Genomic DNA, 15,705 nt, shown 5'->3' on the forward strand with positions numbered 1-15,705 from the left:
CGGGGGGTTCGCTGCGCGGGCGATGTCCCCCACCCCGCCCCTTCCCGAAACGCCTCAGTCGCCGGCGAGGCTCCGGAAGCCGGGGCCGCGCTGTCCAGCCCCCGCCGGCGTTCGAGGCGCGTGCTGCGGGGCGGCGCCCCGGCTGGGCCCGCTCAATCGCCGCTCGGGCTGGAAGTGCGGCCCCGCTTCGTGCTGTGGCCCGGCGCTTCCTGCCTCGCCGGCGTTCGAGGCGCGTGCTGCGGGGCGGCGCCCCGCGTGTTCGGGCGGAGCCTTGGTCGGGCCCGCTCAATCGCCGCTCGGGCTTGAAATGCCGCTGCGCGGCATTCCGCCCGGCGGGCAGGCCGGTGCTGCGTCATTTGGAGTGCGGTCGCCGCTTCGGGGTGCGGGGCGCTTGGGCGGGGGTTACTTCTGGACGCCCAGGACGTTGCGGAGGGGGTCGGGGAGTTCGTCGTTGCACTTGAGTTCCGCCGTCTTCGTGAGGGCGTCCTCGCGGCAGACGTAGAAGTCCTTGTAGACGATCTGGAGCGTGTACGAGCCCATCGCCAGGAGTACGGCCAGCGAGGCCGTCACCAGGCCGCTGACCGCCGCCGTCCGCTGGGGCCTGGCCGCCGGGCCGAGGGCGGCCAGGCCGCCGCCGGCCGTCCCGCCCGGCTCCACGCCGGCCGCCGGCTTCGGCTTTCCCCGGAGCGCGCTCACGCCCCAGTACAGGGCCAGCGCGCCCAGCAGCAGCCCCATCGACGGGATGCCGAACAGGCCGAAGAAGAAGCCCCACATGCCCGCGAGCAGCGCGTAGCGGGCCCGGCGCTGGACCGGGTCCGTCGGGTCCCAGCGGGCCGGCCCGCCGGAGCCGCTGCCGGAGCCGCCCCCGGAGCCGCCGCCGGACCGCTGCTCACCGTCCGCGCCGCTCCGCGGCTGCCGCGGCTGCCACGGCTGGTCCGGTCGCCCCTCCGGGGGCGCCGCGAAGGGGTTGTCGTCGCCGCCCTGCGACGCGGGCGGCTGCGGGGTGGAGGACTGACGGCGGTCCGGCATCGGGTGCGTTTCTTCCCCTGTGGTGTGGGCCAGTACGTGACGGTGTTCGCGTTGTACGCCAGACGCTACCCCGCGGCCGGGGGACCGTCCCTCGGGGGCCGTCCGGTGTGCCGGTATCGTTGCAGGCGGTCGGAGGCTTCGTATGGTTCCCCGTAAATCGTGGGCCCGGAGTTTCGTACGATCGCATAAGAAGCAGTCGCGAGAAAGGGCCCCCATGGCCGCCTCCCGCCTGGTCGTGCTGGTCTCCGGATCCGGCACCAACCTCCAGGCCCTCCTCGATGCCATCGACTCCCACCCCCAGGGGCCCGAGGGGTTCGGCGCGCGCGTCGTCGCCGTCGGCGCCGACCGGGAGGGCATCGCCGGTCTGGAGCGGGCCGAGAAGGCCGGCATCCCGACGTTCGTGTGCCCGGTCGGGGCGTACGCCGACCGGGCCGAGTGGGACCGGGCCCTGGCCGCCGCCACCGCCGCGCACGAACCCGACCTCGTCGTGTCCGCCGGGTTCATGAAGATCGTGGGTCCGGAGTTCCTGGCCCGGTTCGGCGGGCGGTTCGTGAACACCCACCCCGCCCTGCTGCCGGCCTTCCCCGGCGCGCACGGGGTGCGCGACGCCCTCGCCTACGGGGCGAAGGTCACCGGCTGCACCGTCCACTTCGTGGACGCCGGCGTGGACACCGGTCCGATCATCGCCCAGGGTGTGGTCGAGGTCCGGGACGAGGACGACGAAGCCGCTCTTCACGAGCGCATCAAGGAAGTCGAGCGCAGGCTGCTCGTCGACGTCGTGGGGCGACTGGCCCGGCACGGCTACCGCATCGAGGGACGAAAGGTAACGATCCAGTGACCACCACGCAGCGGGCCATCCGCCGGGCGCTGATCAGCGTGTACGACAAGACCGGGCTGGAGGACCTCGCGCGCGGGCTGCACGCGGCCGGCGTCTCGCTGGTCTCCACCGGGTCGACCGCGTCGCGGATCGCCGACGCCGGGGTGCCCGTCACCAAGGTCGAGGAGCTGACCGGCTTCCCCGAGTGCCTCGACGGCCGGGTCAAGACCCTGCACCCCCGCGTGCACGCGGGCATCCTCGCCGACCTGCGCCTGGACAGCCACCGCGAGCAGCTCGCCGAGCTCGGCGTCGAGCCGTTCGACCTCGTGGTCGTGAACCTGTACCCGTTCCGGGAGACCGTCGCCTCCGGCGCCACCCCCGACGAGTGCGTGGAGCAGATCGACATCGGCGGCCCCTCCATGGTCCGCGCCGCCGCCAAGAACCACCCCTCGGTGGCCGTGGTGACCAGCCCCGAGCGGTACGCCGACGTCCTCGCGGCCGTCCAGTCCGGCGGCTTCGACCTGACCGCCCGCAAGCGGCTGGCCGCCGAGGCCTTCCAGCACACCGCCGCCTACGACGTGGCCGTGGCCTCCTGGTTCACGAATGCGTACGCGCCGGAGACCGAGGGCGAGGCCGCGCTGCCGGAGTTCCTCGCCGGGGCCTGGGAGCGCAAGGCGACCCTCCGGTACGGCGAGAACCCGCACCAGGGCGCCGCCCTCTACACCGACGGGCAGCCGGGCGGCCTGGCCAACGCCGAGCAGCTGCACGGCAAGGAGATGTCCTTCAACAACTACGTGGACACCGAGGCCGCCCGCCGGGCCGCCTACGACCACGACCGGCCGTGCGTGGCGATCATCAAGCACGCCAACCCGTGCGGCATCGCCGTCGGCGCCGACGTCGCCGAGGCCCACCGCAAGGCCCACGCCTGCGACCCGCTGTCCGCCTTCGGCGGCGTGATCGCCGTCAACCGCCCGGTCACCGTCGAGCTGGCCGAGCAGGTCGCCGAGATCTTCACCGAGGTCATCGCGGCCCCGGCGTACGAGGACGGCGCCCTGGAGGTCCTCGCCAGGAAGAAGAACATCCGCGTGCTCAAGGTCGACGGCACCCCGCACCAGCCGGGCGACCTCAAGCCGATCTCGGGCGGCGTGCTGCTCCAGCACTCCGACGTCTTCCAGGCGGCCGGCGACGACCCGGCGAACTGGACCCTCGCCACCGGCGAGGCCCTGTCGGAGGCGGAGCTCGCCGAGCTCTCCTTCGCCTGGAAGGCCTGCCGGGCCGTGAAGTCCAACGCGATCCTGCTCGCCAAGGACGGAGCCTCGGTCGGCGTCGGCATGGGCCAGGTCAACCGGGTGGACTCGGCGAAGCTGGCGGTCGAGCGGGCCGGCGCGGAGCGCGCCCAGGGCTCGTACGCGGCCTCGGACGCGTTCTTCCCGTTCCCCGACGGCCTGGAGATCCTCACCGCCGCGGGCGTGAAGGCCGTCGTCCAGCCCGGCGGATCGGTCCGCGACGAGCAGGTGGTCGAGGCCGCGAAGGCGGCCGGCGTGACCATGTACTTCACCGGGACCCGGCACTTCTTCCACTGAGCCCGGCCCCGGCGCACGAAAAGGCCGCGCCCCGCATCGCTGCGGGGCGCGGCCTTCGCCGTGAGCGGACGGCAGGGATTACGGGCGGCGGAAGTACGCGCCGGCCGCCGAGCTCGAGAGGCCCGCGATGGTCCAGATGCCCAGACCCAGCGAGATCAGGGTCAGGATGATGGAGAACACGGCGCCGCCGGCCGCCGTGCCGCCCTCGCCCAGTGCGACCAGGTTCGCCAGGATGCTGAGGGCCGCGAACAGGGCCTGGATCGAGCCGTAGATGATGCCGGACACGCGGACGCCGCCGCGGCCCTTGGCCATCTTGGCGGCCGTCAGGATCGGCCACAGCGACAGGCCGATCAGGATCAGGCCGCCCACCACGGCGACGCCGCCGGCCAGCGCGCCCAGGCCCGCCGCCTCGGAGGAGGAGGAGTCGCTGGCGGCCGCGGCGAAGACGCCGCCGACGAGCAGGACGAGCACGCCGACCAGGGCCTGCAGACCACCCTGGATGAACAGGATGACGCGGGCCGCGGTGACACCGCCCGGCATCGGCACCGGGGCACCCGGGTAGCCGCCCGCCGGGCCCGCCGGGTAGGCCGGCATGCCCGCCTGCGGGTACCCGTAACCGGGCTGCTGCGGGACGCCCTGCGGGGCCTGCTGCGGGTAGCCGTAACCGGGCTGGCCCTGCGGGGCCGGCTGCCCGTACGGATTGTTCGGATCGCCGAAGCTCATATGGGGTGTTCCTCCGTGGAGTGCGGGGACGCGCGGCTCGCACGCGGAGGAGCTTTTCGTGAGTGCGGTCCGCCCCCCGGCACTGCCCGCGGCACTATCGCCGTCATCGTGGTCCGATCCGCTCGCCCTTGTCCAGTCGTGCCGCACCCCGTTCGGACTGTCGTTGTGCAAGTGCAACTCGTCACGGACACTTCCGGGACATCACGGGAGGGCCGTACCGGGCCGCCCGCGCGCCACCCCGGTCGGCCGACTGGAACCGGGACGGGTCCATCCGGAAGGATGGGTGCATGACCGCCCAGATTCTCGACGGCAAGGCCACCGCAGCCGCGATCAAGTCCGAACTGACCACCCGCGTCGAGGCGCTCAAGGCCCGTGGCGTCGTCCCCGGCCTCGGCACCCTCCTGGTGGGGGACGATCCGGGCAGCCGCTGGTACGTCAACGGAAAGCACAAGGACTGCGCCGAGGTCGGCATCGAGTCCATCCGGCGCGAACTGCCCGCCACCGCCACCCAGGACGAGATCGAGGCGGTTATCCGCGAGCTCAACGACGATCCCGCCTGCACCGGCTACATCGTGCAACTCCCGCTCCCCAAGGGCATCGACACCAACCGGGTGCTGGAGCTCATGGACCCGGAGAAGGACGCCGACGGGCTCCACCCGATGTCCCTCGGACGGCTGGTCCTGAACGAGCCCGGTCCGCTGCCCTGCACCCCGTACGGCATCGTCCAGCTGCTCCGCCACCACGGGGTGGAGATCAACGGCGCGCACGTGGTGGTCCTCGGCCGCGGCATCACCGTCGGCCGGTCCATCGGCCTGCTGCTCACCCGCAAGTCCGAGAACGCCACCGTGACGCTCTGCCACACCGGCACCCGCGACCTGGCCGGGCTGCTCCGCCAGGCGGACGTGGTCGTGGCCGCCGCCGGCGTCCCGCACCTGGTCAAGCCGGAGGACGTCAAGCCCGGCGCGGCCGTCCTGGACGTGGGCGTCAGCCGCGACGAGAGCGGCAGGATCGTCGGCGACGTGCACCCCGGCGTGGCCGAGGTCGCGGGCTGGATCTCCCCCAACCCCGGCGGCGTCGGCCCGATGACCCGCGCCCAGCTGCTGGTCAACGTGGTCGAGGCGGCGGAACGGGCGTCCGGTGCGGCCTGAGTCCCCGGAGCGGAGGTCCCGGCGGTTCCCGTCCGTCACCCGCGACACCGCCCGGCCCGAGGGCGGCGGCCGCGCCGCGCCGGGCGACGCGCCGGCACCGGCCCGCCAGTGGCCGATGCTCAGCGTGCTCGCCGCCACCGCGGTCGGGCTGCTGCTCACCGCGCTGGGGCACCCCCGCGTCGGCTGCCTGACCATCGGCGTGGCGCTGGTCGTGGCGGCGCTGCTGCGTCAGGCGCTGCCCTCGGTGGGCATGCTGGCGGTCCGGTCCCGGTTCACGGACGTGGCCACGTACGGGGTGCTGGGGCTGGCGATCACGCTGCTGTCCCTGGTGATGGAGCCGCGGCCGCTGCTGGAGGTCCCGTTCCTGGAGAGCACCGTCCGGTTCATCGTCCGCTGAGCCGTGGCGGGCCAGTTGCGGGCCCCGGCCGGGCCCCTGTCGGGCCCGTTGCGGCGTGCCGGGACGCGCCGCCACGGCACGGTCCGTCAAGTCGCCCGGGCCCGTACTTCCCCCGGGCCGGCCCGCCCGAAGGGCGCCGCGCCCGGCCGATGTTCCAGGTGGAGCAAGGTGGCGGGGGCCGTTCGCCTTCGAACCCCGGGCGACGTGTGCGGCGTACCACACGGACCCGGGGGTCGGGCCCTCCCCCGGTCGGATAGCCTGCCCACTACGGGGCAGGGACGCCGCCCCACCGCCAGCTGTCTAACGGAGAAGGCCATGACCCGCACTCCCGTGAATGTCACCGTCACCGGCGCCGCCGGCCAGATCGGTTACGCGCTGCTCTTCCGCATCGCTTCCGGCCACCTGCTCGGCGCGGACGTGCCGGTCAACCTGCGACTCCTGGAGATCCCGCAGGGCCTCAAGGCCGCCGAGGGCACCGCCATGGAGCTCGACGACTGCGCCTTCCCGCTGCTGCGCGGCATCGAGATCACCGACGACGCCAACAAGGCGTTCGACGGCGCCAACGTCGCCCTGCTGGTCGGCGCCCGCCCCCGCACCAAGGGCATGGAGCGCGGCGACCTGCTCTCCGCCAACGGCGGCATCTTCAAGCCGCAGGGCAAGGCCATCAACGACAACGCCGCGGACGACATCAAGGTCCTCGTCGTCGGCAACCCGGCCAACACCAACGCCCTGATCGCCCAGGCCGCCGCCCCGGACGTACCGGCCGAGCGCTTCACCGCGATGACCCGCCTGGACCACAACCGCGCGATCTCGCAGCTGGCCGCCAAGACCGGTGCCGCCGTCTCCGACATCAAGCGCCTGACCATCTGGGGCAACCACTCCGCGACCCAGTACCCGGACATCTTCCACGCGGAGATCGCCGGCAAGAACGCCGCCGAGGTCGTGAACGACGAGGCGTGGCTGGCCGACACCTTCATCCCGACCGTCGCCAAGCGCGGTGCCGCGATCATCGAGGCCCGTGGCGCGTCCTCCGCCGCCTCCGCCGCCAACGCCGCCATCGACCACGTCCACACCTGGGTCAACGGCACCGCCGAGGGCGACTGGACCTCCATGGGCATCCCGTCGGACGGCTCCTACGGCGTCCCCGAGGGCCTCATCTCGTCCTTCCCGGTCACCTGCAAGGACGGCAAGTACGAGATCGTCCAGGGCCTGGACATCAACGAGTTCTCCCGCACCCGCATCGACGCCTCGGTCGCCGAGCTCGTCGAGGAGCGCGACGCGGTCCGTGAGCTCGGCCTGATCTGATCCCCGGCCGACCCGGTACGGCGTCGGATCAGCACCGCCGGTCCGAACGCGCCGAAGCGCCCCCGCCAAACCCGGCCGGGGCGCTTTGGCGTAAAACCGCCTGTCCCTGCATGTAGGGCAAAAATAAGGTCAGTCGGTGACCGACATCCCCATCCCCTCCCAGCCCTCGGGCGCCTGGGACGATCCGCGGAACGGCCGGCCCCCCGTCCACCCCTCCGTCAGCGAGGCGGGACGCCTGCTGTGCGCGGGCACCTACATAGACGGCAGCTACCGCGACCGGGTCATCGACGAGTTGTACGTCCACGAGGAGCGCATCGCCGCCCCCTCCTACGGCTTCGACGCGGCCCGCGTGCTCGCCCACGCCCTGCGCGCCCGGCGCGCCGAACTCGGCTGGGCCGCCGCGGTGCTCGGCACCTGGTTCGTCGGCTTCCTGCTCACCGGCGGCGTGCTGCTCTTCCTCTTCGTGCCGTTCCTCTTCCTGAGCCTCGCCCGGTGGCTCCGCGGACGCGACTCCGGCCTGCTCAGGTTCCTCGGTCTCGTGGTGCGGATCTACGCCGTCGCCGTACTGGCCACCGTGCTGCTCGCCGTCCTCGGCTTCGGCGCGGGCATGTTCGGCTTCCTCGCCGAGATGGTCACCCCCGAGCCCTCCTACGGCTCGCCGTACGGCTCCTCCTACGGGTCCTCGTACGGCTCCTCCGACTTCGCCTTCGCGAGCGCCGCCCTGCTGTGGGGCGTCGCGGCCGTCTTCGCCGCGCTGGTCACCGTCGTCGCCCTGCAGCGCGGCCACGTCGCGAAGACCATCGCCACCGAGCTGGCGCCCCGCCGGTACGCCGACCACGCCACCGACCCCGCCGAGGCCACCCCCAACGCCCGCCACGAGCGGATCCGCCGCCGCATCCGCAACGAGCAGTGGTCCCCGCTGGTCGTCTACGACATCAACGACCCGCTGTGCGGCGCCGGCGACCCCTTCCGGCCCTGGCACCTCTCCGTCGAGCTGCGCCCGCGCGCCGACCTGGGGCCGGACCGCAAGCCGACGCCGCTCGACAACGCCCACATCCTGGGGAAGATCGTGCCCCGGCTGCAGCGGCTGCGGGTGCCCTCCCCGCACGGGTCCGCCGAGGCCCAGGCCGCCGTCATGGACCGGCTGCGGGAACTGGTCATCGAGGAGTGCGTGTTCCTGCCCGCCGCTGGGCTGCCGCACCGGGACGCCGCTCCCGTGCACCCCCAGGCCTTCGCCGAGCACCGGGCGGCCGCCGTCGAGGAGGGCGGCGAACTGCGCCGCCACTTCCTGCGGGTCCGGGTCGGCGGCTGGGACGAGAACCTGGTCGTCACCGTGTTCGTACGGGTCCACACCCAGGGCGGCATGCTGATGCTGGAGGTCGCCCCGCACGTGCTGCTGCCGCTGCCGGTGGCGTTCCTGAACGCCGACGCCGACGCGCGCCGCCACCTCGACAACCACTGGTTCGGCAAGGCCGTGTGGGCCGTCGCCCACACCCCCGGCTCGTTCACGGCGTCCGTCCTCACCCTGTCCAGGGGCCTGGCGAGCTGGTGGCGGATCGTCACCGGCGGGCACGGCGGCGCCCGCCCCGAGGGCCCGTGGGCCTCGGTCCGGGAGCTGGCCTCGCAGGACAACGGCACGATCTTCCACCTCATGGACCTCGACCGGTACCTGAAGACCATCCAGGACCGGGTCGTGGCCGGTGTCGTCGAAGCCCTGCACGAAGCGGGCTGGCACACGGAGGAGTTCGCCGAGCGCGCGGTCAACGTCGCCGAGGGCGGAGTGTTCATCCAGTCCGTGAACAACAGCGCGTTCAGCGTGGGCGGTTCAGGGCACAGCAACCACGTCGGCCGGACGGCCAGGGGGAAGGGCGGAGCCAATGGCGGCAAATGACCGGGACGAGCGACAGCCGGCGGTGACCTTCGGCGACGTCAGCGGGAGCGCGTTCAGCATCGGCGGGAGCAACAACACCAACAGCGTCACCCACCACCACGGCGGCCGGGACGCCGACGGGCCCGGCCGTGAGGAGCTGCTGGAGGCGGTGCTGGACCTGCGGGCCGCCCTGGTCCGGCTGCCCCGCAGCGCCGACCGCACGGCGCTGGACGCCGAGCTGGACGGGGCGGCGGCCGACCTGGAGGACGCGGAGGACGTCCGTCCCGGCGTGCTGACCCGGCTGCGGGGCGCGCTGGAGCGGTGGGCGCCGCTGGTCGAGTCGGTGAGCGCGGCGGCCGCGCTGGGCGGCCTGCTCGGCATGCTGGGGGGCTGAGGCGTGGCTTCCCCCGGCTCCCCGCGCTGGGACCCGCGCACCCAGCGATGGGTCGACGCCCCCGACGCCCCCGATGCCGCGACCCCGCCCCAGCCGGCCGTCCCGCCCCACGACCCGCTGCCGATGCCCCCGGCGGGGGGCGGTACGGGCCCGGGTCCGGCTTCGGCTCCGGGCCCGGCCGCGCGGCCTCCCGGCGTCCCGGTGCCGGAGGCCCCGGATGCGGGGGCGCAGGAGGGCCCGGCCGCGGCCGGTGCCGGCGCGGGTGCGGCTCGTGAGGCCGGTCCCGGCGGCACGGGTTCGGCCCGCCCGGCCGGTTCTGGTGGGGGTGTGGCCGGCCCGGCCGGTTCGGGTGGTGGTGTGGCGGGTCCGGATCCGGCTGGGCCGGTGTGGGTCACTCCGGCCCAGCCGGGCGGCGCCGTCGTGCCGCCGGAAGCACCGGCCACGCCGCCCGCCCCCGCCCCCGGCTCCGGCACGGCGGGCCCGGCACCGGACGCACCGGCCTGGTGGGCACCGGCCGCGCCCGTCACCGCACCGGCCGCCGAGCCGCTGTGGCGGGTTCCCGCCCCCGGCGGCGGGGGCACTCCGCCGCACCCCCGGGGCCGGCGGCTGGGGCCCGTCGTGGCCGGCGTGGCCGTGGCGGCCGTCGCCCTCGGCGCCGCCGCCGTGTGGCTCGTACCGGGAGACGGCGCACCGCGGCCCGAGGGCCGGGAGAACGTCTCGGCGGCGCCCACCACCCCCGGTACGGAATCCGGGCCGGCGCCCGGGCCGACGTCGGAGCCGTCGGAACCGACGTCCGCGCCGACGTCCGCGCCCGTCACGCCCTCGCCCGGCGGCGACGGCTCCGACGGCTCCGACGGCTCCGACGGCCGGCGCCACGACACCGTCACCGACCCGGCGGGCTTCACCCTGGCCGTCCCGCACGGCTGGACCCGCGAGGACTCCGCCAACGGGGTCTTCTACCGCTCGCCCGACCGGACCGCGCTGATCCAGGTCTTCCGGGTCACCGAGCCGGACCTCACCCCGCTCGAAGCGGTCCGTGCGGCGTCCGGGGGACTCCGCAAGGGCACCCCGAACTACCGGGAGATCAGCGTCGGCCCGGCCCCCGGGGACCCGAGCGCCGCCGAGCTGGTCTACGAGTACGACAGCGAGGAGTCCAAGGGGCGCCGGCGCGGCGTCGAGCGGGTCTTCGTCGCCGACGACGGCGGCAAGTGGGCCCTGCTGGCCGCCGGACCCGCCGGGGAGTGGACCGTCACCCGGCAGGACCTGACGGCCGCGCTGGAGGCGTTCCGGGTCAGTGCTTGAGCATGCCCGGGCGGTAGTGGCCGGCCGGGATGCGGGTGGTGACCCCGAACCGGTTCCACGCGTTGATCGTCGCGATCACGGCGATCAGCTGCCCGAGTTCGGCCTCGTCGAAGTGCTTCGCCGCCCTCTCGTAGACCTCGTCCGGGACGAACCCGTCCGTCAGGACGGTCACGGCCTCGGTCAGTTCGAGGGCGGCGAGCTCCTTCTCGGTGTAGAAGTGCCGCGACTCCTCCCAGGCGGCCAGCTGCACGATCCGCTCCACGCTCTCGCCGGCGGCGAGCGCGTCCTTGGAGTGCATGTCGATGCAGAACCCGCAGTGGTTCACCTGCGAGGCGCGCAGCTTGACCAGTTCCACCAGGGCCGGGTCCAGGCCCTTGCGGGCCGCGAGCTCCAGGGCGTTCATCGCCTTGTAGACCTCGGGCACCACCTGGTGCCACTTCATGCGGGCGGGGATCTCGGGTGCGTAGGCGGGCTTCTCTTCCGTCGTCATGCGTTCCACCGTAGGGCGCGGGCAGCCCACCGATATGGTCCATGTCCATGACGGATTCCTGGGCCAATCCGCCGGCCGGCGCGACCGGTCTCGGCGCCGACCTGCACGTGGAGCCGGCCGCCGGACGCGGCCTGCGGGCCGGCCTCGCCGAGGCGCTGCGCGAGGCCGTGCGCGGGGGCCGGCTGGCGCCCGGGACACGTCTGCCGTCCTCCCGGTCGCTCGCCGCCGACCTCGGCATCGCCCGCAACACCGTGGCCGACGCCTACGCCGAGCTGGTCGCCGAAGGCTGGCTCACGGCCCGGCAGGGCTCCGGCACCCGGGTCGCCCCGCGGGCGAGGCCGCGTCGGCCCGCGGCCGCGCCCGTACGGCGGCCCGCCCGGCAGGGCGCCGCCCAGTACAGCCTGCTGCCGGGCTCCCCGGACCTGGGCGGGTTCCCGCGCGCGGCCTGGCTGAGCGCCGCCCGCAAGGCCCTGGCGGAGGCCCCGAACGAGGCGTTCGGGTACGGCGACCCGCGCGGGCGGGTGGAGCTGCGCGAGGCGCTCGCCGGGTACCTGGCGCGGGCCCGGGGTGTGTACGCGGACCCCGAGCGGATCGTGCTGTGCGCGGGCTTCGTGCACGGGCTGATGCTGATGGCGCGGGTGCTGCGGGCCCGGCGGGTGCGGGAGGTGGCGGTGGAGGCGTACAGCCTGCACATCCACCGGGACCTGCTGACCGCCGAGTCGCTGCGGACCAGGCCCCTCACGGTCGACGGGGCGGGCGCCCGCACCCCGGACCTGTACGCGCTGGGCGCGGGAGCGGTCCTGCTGACCCCCGCGCACCAGTTCCCCACCGGGGCGGCGCTGACGCCCGAGCGTCGGGCGGCGGTGGTGGACTGGGCGAGGTCCTCCGGCGGGCTCGTCCTGGAGGACGACTACGACGGCGAGTTCCGGTACGACCGGCAGCCGGTCGGCGCCCTCCAGGGCCTGGACCCGGACCGGGTGGTGTACCTCGGCACGGCCAGCAAGTCGCTGGCGCCGGGGCTGCGGCTGGGCTGGATGGTGCTGCCGCCCGCACTGCTGGACGAGGTGCTCGCCGCGCGCGGCGGCATCGACTGGACCTGCGGCGCGCTGGACCAGCTGACGCTGGCGCAGTTCATCACCTCGGGCGGGTACGACCGGCACGTGCGCGGCATGCGGCTGCGGTACCGCCGGCGGCGGGACCAGCTGGTCGCGGCGGTGGGCGGACGGGTGGGGGTGTCCGGGATCGCGGCGGGGCTGCACGCGGTGCTGGACCTGCCGTCGGGCACGGAGCGGTCGGTGCTGCAGGCCGCGGCGTGGCACAGTCTGGCGCTGGACGGGATGGCGCAGTTCCGGCACCCGGAGACGGAGATGCCGGAGCGGGACGCGCTGGTCGTGGGCTACGGCACGCCCCCGGACAGCGCGTGGACCCCGACGCTGGCCGCGCTCTCGGCAGCCCTGCCCTGACCCGGGCCGAGCCGGGGCGGCCGGCCGGACGGGCCCTCGCGTGGCCGCGGGCCGGGGTGCGGGCCGGAATTCGTCTGCTCGGGGCGGGCATAGCGCGCGTAGCGGGGTAAAGGGGCGTCTGCGCGAGGGGAAGGGGGCGGCCGGATTCCGTCCCCCCGGCACCCGGCCCTAGTCTGTCCGCAGCACGCCACCGGCAGGGGGAGCATTCGAACATGGACAGCAGCAGCACTCAGCGTCGACGCATGCGTTCCGGCGGCGTCGCCCTCGGCGGGATGGGACTGCTCGCCGCGACCCTCGTCGCCTGCGGCAGCAGCGACGAGCCCGACCGCCGCTGCGCCAACCGGACCACGCTGGACCACCTCAACAGCCGCGAGTGCAAGAGCGGCAGCTCCAGCAGCGGCCACGCCTGGTACTACGGCGGCTACACCAACGCCCAGGGCAAGGTGAGCGGCGGCAGCTTCGACAAGTCGGCCGTCAAGTCCGGCGGCTTCGGCGGCGGTTCCTCCTCCAGCGGCGGCTGACCCGTGCGGCGCCACACCATCGAGCCCCGCCCCGGCTGGCAGAAGACCGTCGAGGAGCAGGGCCTGATCTACCCGCTCACCCGCTACCCCGACGACTCGCTGCGCCCCTACTGGGACGAGAGCGCGTACTACTCCTTCACCCTCCCCGAGGTCGAGGCCCTGGAGGACGTCGTCGAGGAGCTGCACGCCATGTGCCTGGCCGCCGCCGGGCACATCGTCGAGCAGGAGCGCTACGCGGACCTCGGGATCACCGACCCGCGGCTGCGCGCGCTGATCGCGGAGTCCTGGCGCCGCCGCGCCGAACAGCCGTCCCTCTACGGGCGGTTCGACCTGCGTTACGACGGCACCGGCCCGGCCAAGATGCTGGAGTACAACGCCGACACCCCCACCTCCCTCGTGGAGGCGGCCAGCCCGCAGTGGTTCTGGATGGAGGAGCGCTTCCCCGGCGCCGACCAGTGGAACTCCCTCCACGAACGGCTCGTCGACGCCTGGCGCCGGCAGGCCGAGCTGCTCCCGCCCGGCCCGCTGCACTTCGCGCACTCCGAGGCCGACGAGCTCGGCGAGGACCTGATGACGGTCGCCTACCTCCAGGAGACCGCCGACCAGGCCGGCCTGCGGACCCACGCCCTGTCCGTCGAACAGATCGGCTGGGACAGCCTCTCCGGCCGGTTCGTGGACGAGAAGCTCCGCTTCATCCGCAGCTGCTTCAAGCTCTACCCGTGGGAGTGGCTGACCACCGACGAGTTCGGGCCCCACGTCCTCGACACCCTCGACACCGGCGGCGGCACCGGCACGACCTGCTGGATCGAGCCCGTCTGGAAGATGCTGCTCTCCAACAAGGCGCTGCTCGCGGTCCTGTGGGAGATGTTCCCCGAGCACCCCAACCTGCTGCCCGCCTACCTCGACGGGCCGCGCGAGCTCGCCGAGGAGGGCGGCGCCGGCTACGTGGCCAAGCCGCTGCTGGGCCGCGAGGGCGCGGGCGTCACCCTGCACCCGCCGGGCGCCGAGCCGTACGCTCCGGCCCCCGGCGCGGCCCCGGTGTGCTTCCAGGCCCTGGCCCCGCTGCCCGAGTTCGACGGCAACCGCGTGGTGCTCGGCGCGTGGGTCGTCGAGGACGAGGCGGCGGGGCTGGGCATCCGGGAGTCCGCGGGGCTGGTCACGGACGAGTACGCCCGCTTCCTGCCCCACGTCATCCTCTAGCTTCAGCGGCTCCGGCGGCTACGCCGACAGCTCGGCCCGGAGCTGGTCCAGGCCCCAGTCCAGGTCCTCCTTGCTGATCACCAGCGGCGGGGCGATCCGGATGGTCGAGCCGTGGGTGTCCTTCACCAGCACCCCGCGTTCCATCAGCCGTTCCGAGATCTCCCGGCCGGTGCCGTGCGCGGGCTCGATGTCCACGCCGGCCCACAGGCCGCGCCCGCGCACGGCGGTGACCGCGCCGCCGCCCACGAGCAGGCCCAGCTCCGCGTGCAGGTGGTCGCCGAGCTCCGCGGCCCGCTCCTGGTACTCGCCGGTGCGCAGCATCGCGACGACCTCCAGGGCCACCGCGCAGGCCAGCGGGTTGCCGCCGAAGGTGGATCCGTGCTCGCCGGGCCGGAAGACCCCGAGCACGTCCCGGTCGGCGACCACCGCCGACACCGGGACGACGCCGCCGCCGAGCGCCTTGCCGAGCACGTACACGTCCGGGACGACGTCCTCGTGGTCACAGGCGAAGGTCCGGCCGGTGCGGCCCAGCCCGGACTGGATCTCGTCCGCCACGAACAGGACGTTCCGCTGCCGGGTCAGCTCCCGCACGCCCCGCAGGTATCCGGGCGGCGGCACCAGCACGCCCGCCTCGCCCTGGATCGGCTCCAGCAGCACCGCGACCGTGTTGGCGGTGACCGCCGCGGCCAGGGCGGTGAGGTCGCCGTACGGGACGATCTCGAAGCCGGGGGTGTAGGGGCCGTAGTGGTCGCGGGCCTCGTGGTCGGTGGAGAAGGAGACGATGGTCGTGGTCCGGCCGTGGAAGTTGTTCGAGGCCACCACGATCTTGGCCTGGCCGTCGGGGACGCCCTTGACCTCGTAGCCCCACTTGCGGGCGGTCTTGACGGCCGTCTCGACCGCCTCCGCCCCCGTGTTCATGGGCAGCACCATCTCCTTGCCGCACAGCTCGGCCAGGCTCGCGCAGAACTCGGCGAACCGGTCGTGGTGGAAGGCCCGGGAGGTGAGGGTGACCCGCTCCAGCTGGGCCTTGGCGGCGTCGACGAGACGCCGGTTGCCGTGGCCGAAGTTGAGGGCGGAGTAGCCCGCGAGCATGTCGAGGTAGCGCCTGCCCTCGACGTCCGTCATCCAGGCGCCCTCCGCCGAGGCGACGACCACGGGCAGCGGATGGTAGTTGTGCGCGCTGTGCGCGTCGGCGGAGCGGATGGCATCAGCTGTTCTCGACACGGGTTCTCCGTTTCGTCGGGCCTGGCCTGTGACGCAGGTGGCATCACTTTCTACCGTCATGGTCGCTCTTATCGCGGACCGAGAAACCTTCCGGGTGTCGGGGCGGCTAAGGTGTGCGGTACGCACGGCGACTGGCGCACGGAGAACGAACTCCGGGGGAGTCGTGCGCGGAGATCCGCAACAGGGCCGCTCGCCTGGGCCTCGCGGGGTACGAACCGAAATCGACCCCGGAGGAGCCC

At 74.1% G+C, this 15,705-nt stretch carries 15 protein-coding genes and 1 riboswitch; of the genes, 11 read left to right on the forward strand and 4 right to left on the reverse strand.

The features are described 5' to 3' along the window. Window positions 1–402: 402 nt before the first annotated feature. Window positions 403–1,029 carry a hypothetical protein gene (locus tag ACFY61_RS13540; RefSeq protein ID WP_389470979.1) on the reverse strand — a complete coding sequence of 209 codons (627 nt, stop codon included), beginning with the start codon at window positions 1,027–1,029 and terminating at the stop codon, window positions 403–405. Window positions 1,030–1,243: 214 nt separating this feature from the next. Between ACFY61_RS13540 and purN the strand changes: the two genes are divergently transcribed. Both purN and purH read left to right on the forward strand, forming a co-directional pair. Then, on the forward strand, window positions 1,244–1,867 hold the full coding sequence (purN, locus tag ACFY61_RS13545) for a phosphoribosylglycinamide formyltransferase (RefSeq protein ID WP_389470981.1): 624 nt from the start codon (window positions 1,244–1,246) through the stop codon (window positions 1,865–1,867). After that, window positions 1,864–3,429 (forward strand): bifunctional phosphoribosylaminoimidazolecarboxamide formyltransferase/IMP cyclohydrolase, encoded by a 1,566-nt coding sequence (purH, locus tag ACFY61_RS13550; protein WP_389470984.1) that lies wholly within the window; start codon window positions 1,864–1,866, stop codon window positions 3,427–3,429. The genes purN and purH overlap by 4 nt, the downstream gene beginning before the upstream one ends. A 78-nt stretch (window positions 3,430–3,507) precedes the next feature. Here purH and ACFY61_RS13555 read toward each other — a convergent pair whose 3' ends face one another. Continuing rightward, window positions 3,508–4,152 carry a hypothetical protein gene (locus ACFY61_RS13555; RefSeq protein WP_389470987.1) on the reverse strand — a complete coding sequence of 215 codons (645 nt, stop codon included), beginning with the start codon at window positions 4,150–4,152 and terminating at the stop codon, window positions 3,508–3,510. A 287-nt stretch (window positions 4,153–4,439) separates the two neighbouring features. Between ACFY61_RS13555 and ACFY61_RS13560 the strand changes: the two genes are divergently transcribed. The 6 genes from ACFY61_RS13560 (at window position 4,440) to ACFY61_RS13585 (ending at window position 10,568) form a co-directional block, all read left to right on the forward strand. Beyond that, window positions 4,440–5,300, forward strand: a complete 861-nt coding sequence (locus ACFY61_RS13560) for a bifunctional methylenetetrahydrofolate dehydrogenase/methenyltetrahydrofolate cyclohydrolase (RefSeq protein ID WP_389470989.1) — start codon at window positions 4,440–4,442, stop codon at window positions 5,298–5,300. Then, window positions 5,290–5,697, forward strand: coding sequence for a DUF3017 domain-containing protein (locus ACFY61_RS13565; RefSeq protein WP_389470991.1), 408 nt, complete (start codon window positions 5,290–5,292; stop codon window positions 5,695–5,697). Before ACFY61_RS13560 ends, ACFY61_RS13565 begins: the two co-directional genes overlap by 11 nt. 315 nt (window positions 5,698–6,012) lie before the next feature. After that, window positions 6,013–7,002 carry a malate dehydrogenase gene (locus ACFY61_RS13570; protein ID WP_389470993.1) on the forward strand — a complete coding sequence of 330 codons (990 nt, stop codon included), beginning with the start codon at window positions 6,013–6,015 and terminating at the stop codon, window positions 7,000–7,002. Window positions 7,003–7,138: 136 nt separating this feature from the next. Further along, window positions 7,139–8,893, forward strand: a complete 1,755-nt coding sequence (locus ACFY61_RS13575) for a hypothetical protein (protein ID WP_389470994.1) — start codon at window positions 7,139–7,141, stop codon at window positions 8,891–8,893. Next, window positions 8,880–9,266, forward strand: coding sequence for a hypothetical protein (locus ACFY61_RS13580; protein ID WP_389470996.1), 387 nt, complete (start codon window positions 8,880–8,882; stop codon window positions 9,264–9,266). Before ACFY61_RS13575 ends, ACFY61_RS13580 begins: the two co-directional genes overlap by 14 nt. 384 nt (window positions 9,267–9,650) lie before the next feature. Beyond that, window positions 9,651–10,568 carry a serine/arginine repetitive matrix protein 2 gene (locus ACFY61_RS13585; protein ID WP_389470998.1) on the forward strand — a complete coding sequence of 306 codons (918 nt, stop codon included), beginning with the start codon at window positions 9,651–9,653 and terminating at the stop codon, window positions 10,566–10,568. Here the strand turns inward: ACFY61_RS13585 and ACFY61_RS13590 are convergent. Then, window positions 10,558–11,058: a carboxymuconolactone decarboxylase family protein gene (locus tag ACFY61_RS13590; protein WP_389470999.1), complete on the reverse strand. Its 501-nt coding sequence runs from the start codon at window positions 11,056–11,058 to the stop codon at window positions 10,558–10,560. The genes ACFY61_RS13585 and ACFY61_RS13590 overlap by 11 nt on opposite strands. Before the next feature lie 47 nt (window positions 11,059–11,105). On the opposite strand from ACFY61_RS13590, the gene ACFY61_RS13595 reads away from it, so the two are divergent. The 3 genes from ACFY61_RS13595 to ACFY61_RS13605 all read left to right on the forward strand — a co-directional run bounded on the left by ACFY61_RS13595 (window position 11,106) and on the right by ACFY61_RS13605 (window position 14,242). Beyond that, window positions 11,106–12,521 (forward strand): PLP-dependent aminotransferase family protein, encoded by a 1,416-nt coding sequence (locus ACFY61_RS13595; protein WP_389471001.1) that lies wholly within the window; start codon window positions 11,106–11,108, stop codon window positions 12,519–12,521. Between the two features lie 212 nt (window positions 12,522–12,733). Next, a complete protein-coding gene (locus ACFY61_RS13600) occupies window positions 12,734–13,042 on the forward strand; it encodes a hypothetical protein (protein WP_389471004.1) in 309 nt (102 codons plus the stop codon). Window positions 13,043–13,045: 3 nt separating this feature from the next. After that, a complete protein-coding gene (locus tag ACFY61_RS13605; RefSeq protein WP_389471006.1) occupies window positions 13,046–14,242 on the forward strand; it encodes a glutathionylspermidine synthase family protein in 1,197 nt (398 codons plus the stop codon). Between the two features lie 18 nt (window positions 14,243–14,260). Here the strand turns inward: ACFY61_RS13605 and rocD are convergent, their stop codons facing one another. After that, window positions 14,261–15,466 (reverse strand): ornithine--oxo-acid transaminase, encoded by a 1,206-nt coding sequence (gene rocD, locus ACFY61_RS13610; RefSeq protein WP_389471008.1) that lies wholly within the window; start codon window positions 15,464–15,466, stop codon window positions 14,261–14,263. A gap of 117 nt (window positions 15,467–15,583) precedes the next feature. After that, window positions 15,584–15,673: riboswitch (ZMP/ZTP riboswitch) on the forward strand. Window positions 15,674–15,705 lie beyond the last annotated feature (32 nt).

This window comes from Streptomyces sp. NPDC012888 (genome assembly GCF_042900645.1).
In the GTDB taxonomy this organism is placed as follows: domain Bacteria; phylum Actinomycetota; class Actinomycetes; order Streptomycetales; family Streptomycetaceae; genus Streptomyces.

What these genes read in the sequence shown, in the direction of transcription:
- purN (WP_389470981.1), top strand. Translation starts at nt 1,244, where the DNA reads ATGGCCGCCTCCCGCCTGGTCGTGCTGGTCTCCGGATCCGGCACCAAC.
- ACFY61_RS13555 (WP_389470987.1), bottom strand. Translation starts at nt 4,152, where the DNA reads ATGAGCTTCGGCGATCCGAACAATCCGTACGGGCAGCCGGCCCCGCAG.
- ACFY61_RS13600 (WP_389471004.1), top strand. Translation starts at nt 12,734, where the DNA reads ATGGACAGCAGCAGCACTCAGCGTCGACGCATGCGTTCCGGCGGCGTC.
- ACFY61_RS13580 (WP_389470996.1), top strand. Translation starts at nt 8,880, where the DNA reads ATGGCGGCAAATGACCGGGACGAGCGACAGCCGGCGGTGACCTTCGGC.
- ACFY61_RS13570 (WP_389470993.1), top strand. Translation starts at nt 6,013, where the DNA reads ATGACCCGCACTCCCGTGAATGTCACCGTCACCGGCGCCGCCGGCCAG.
- ACFY61_RS13590 (WP_389470999.1), bottom strand. Translation starts at nt 11,058, where the DNA reads ATGACGACGGAAGAGAAGCCCGCCTACGCACCCGAGATCCCCGCCCGC.
- ACFY61_RS13540 (WP_389470979.1), bottom strand. Translation starts at nt 1,029, where the DNA reads ATGCCGGACCGCCGTCAGTCCTCCACCCCGCAGCCGCCCGCGTCGCAG.
- ACFY61_RS13595 (WP_389471001.1), top strand. Translation starts at nt 11,106, where the DNA reads ATGACGGATTCCTGGGCCAATCCGCCGGCCGGCGCGACCGGTCTCGGC.
- ACFY61_RS13560 (WP_389470989.1), top strand. Translation starts at nt 4,440, where the DNA reads ATGACCGCCCAGATTCTCGACGGCAAGGCCACCGCAGCCGCGATCAAG.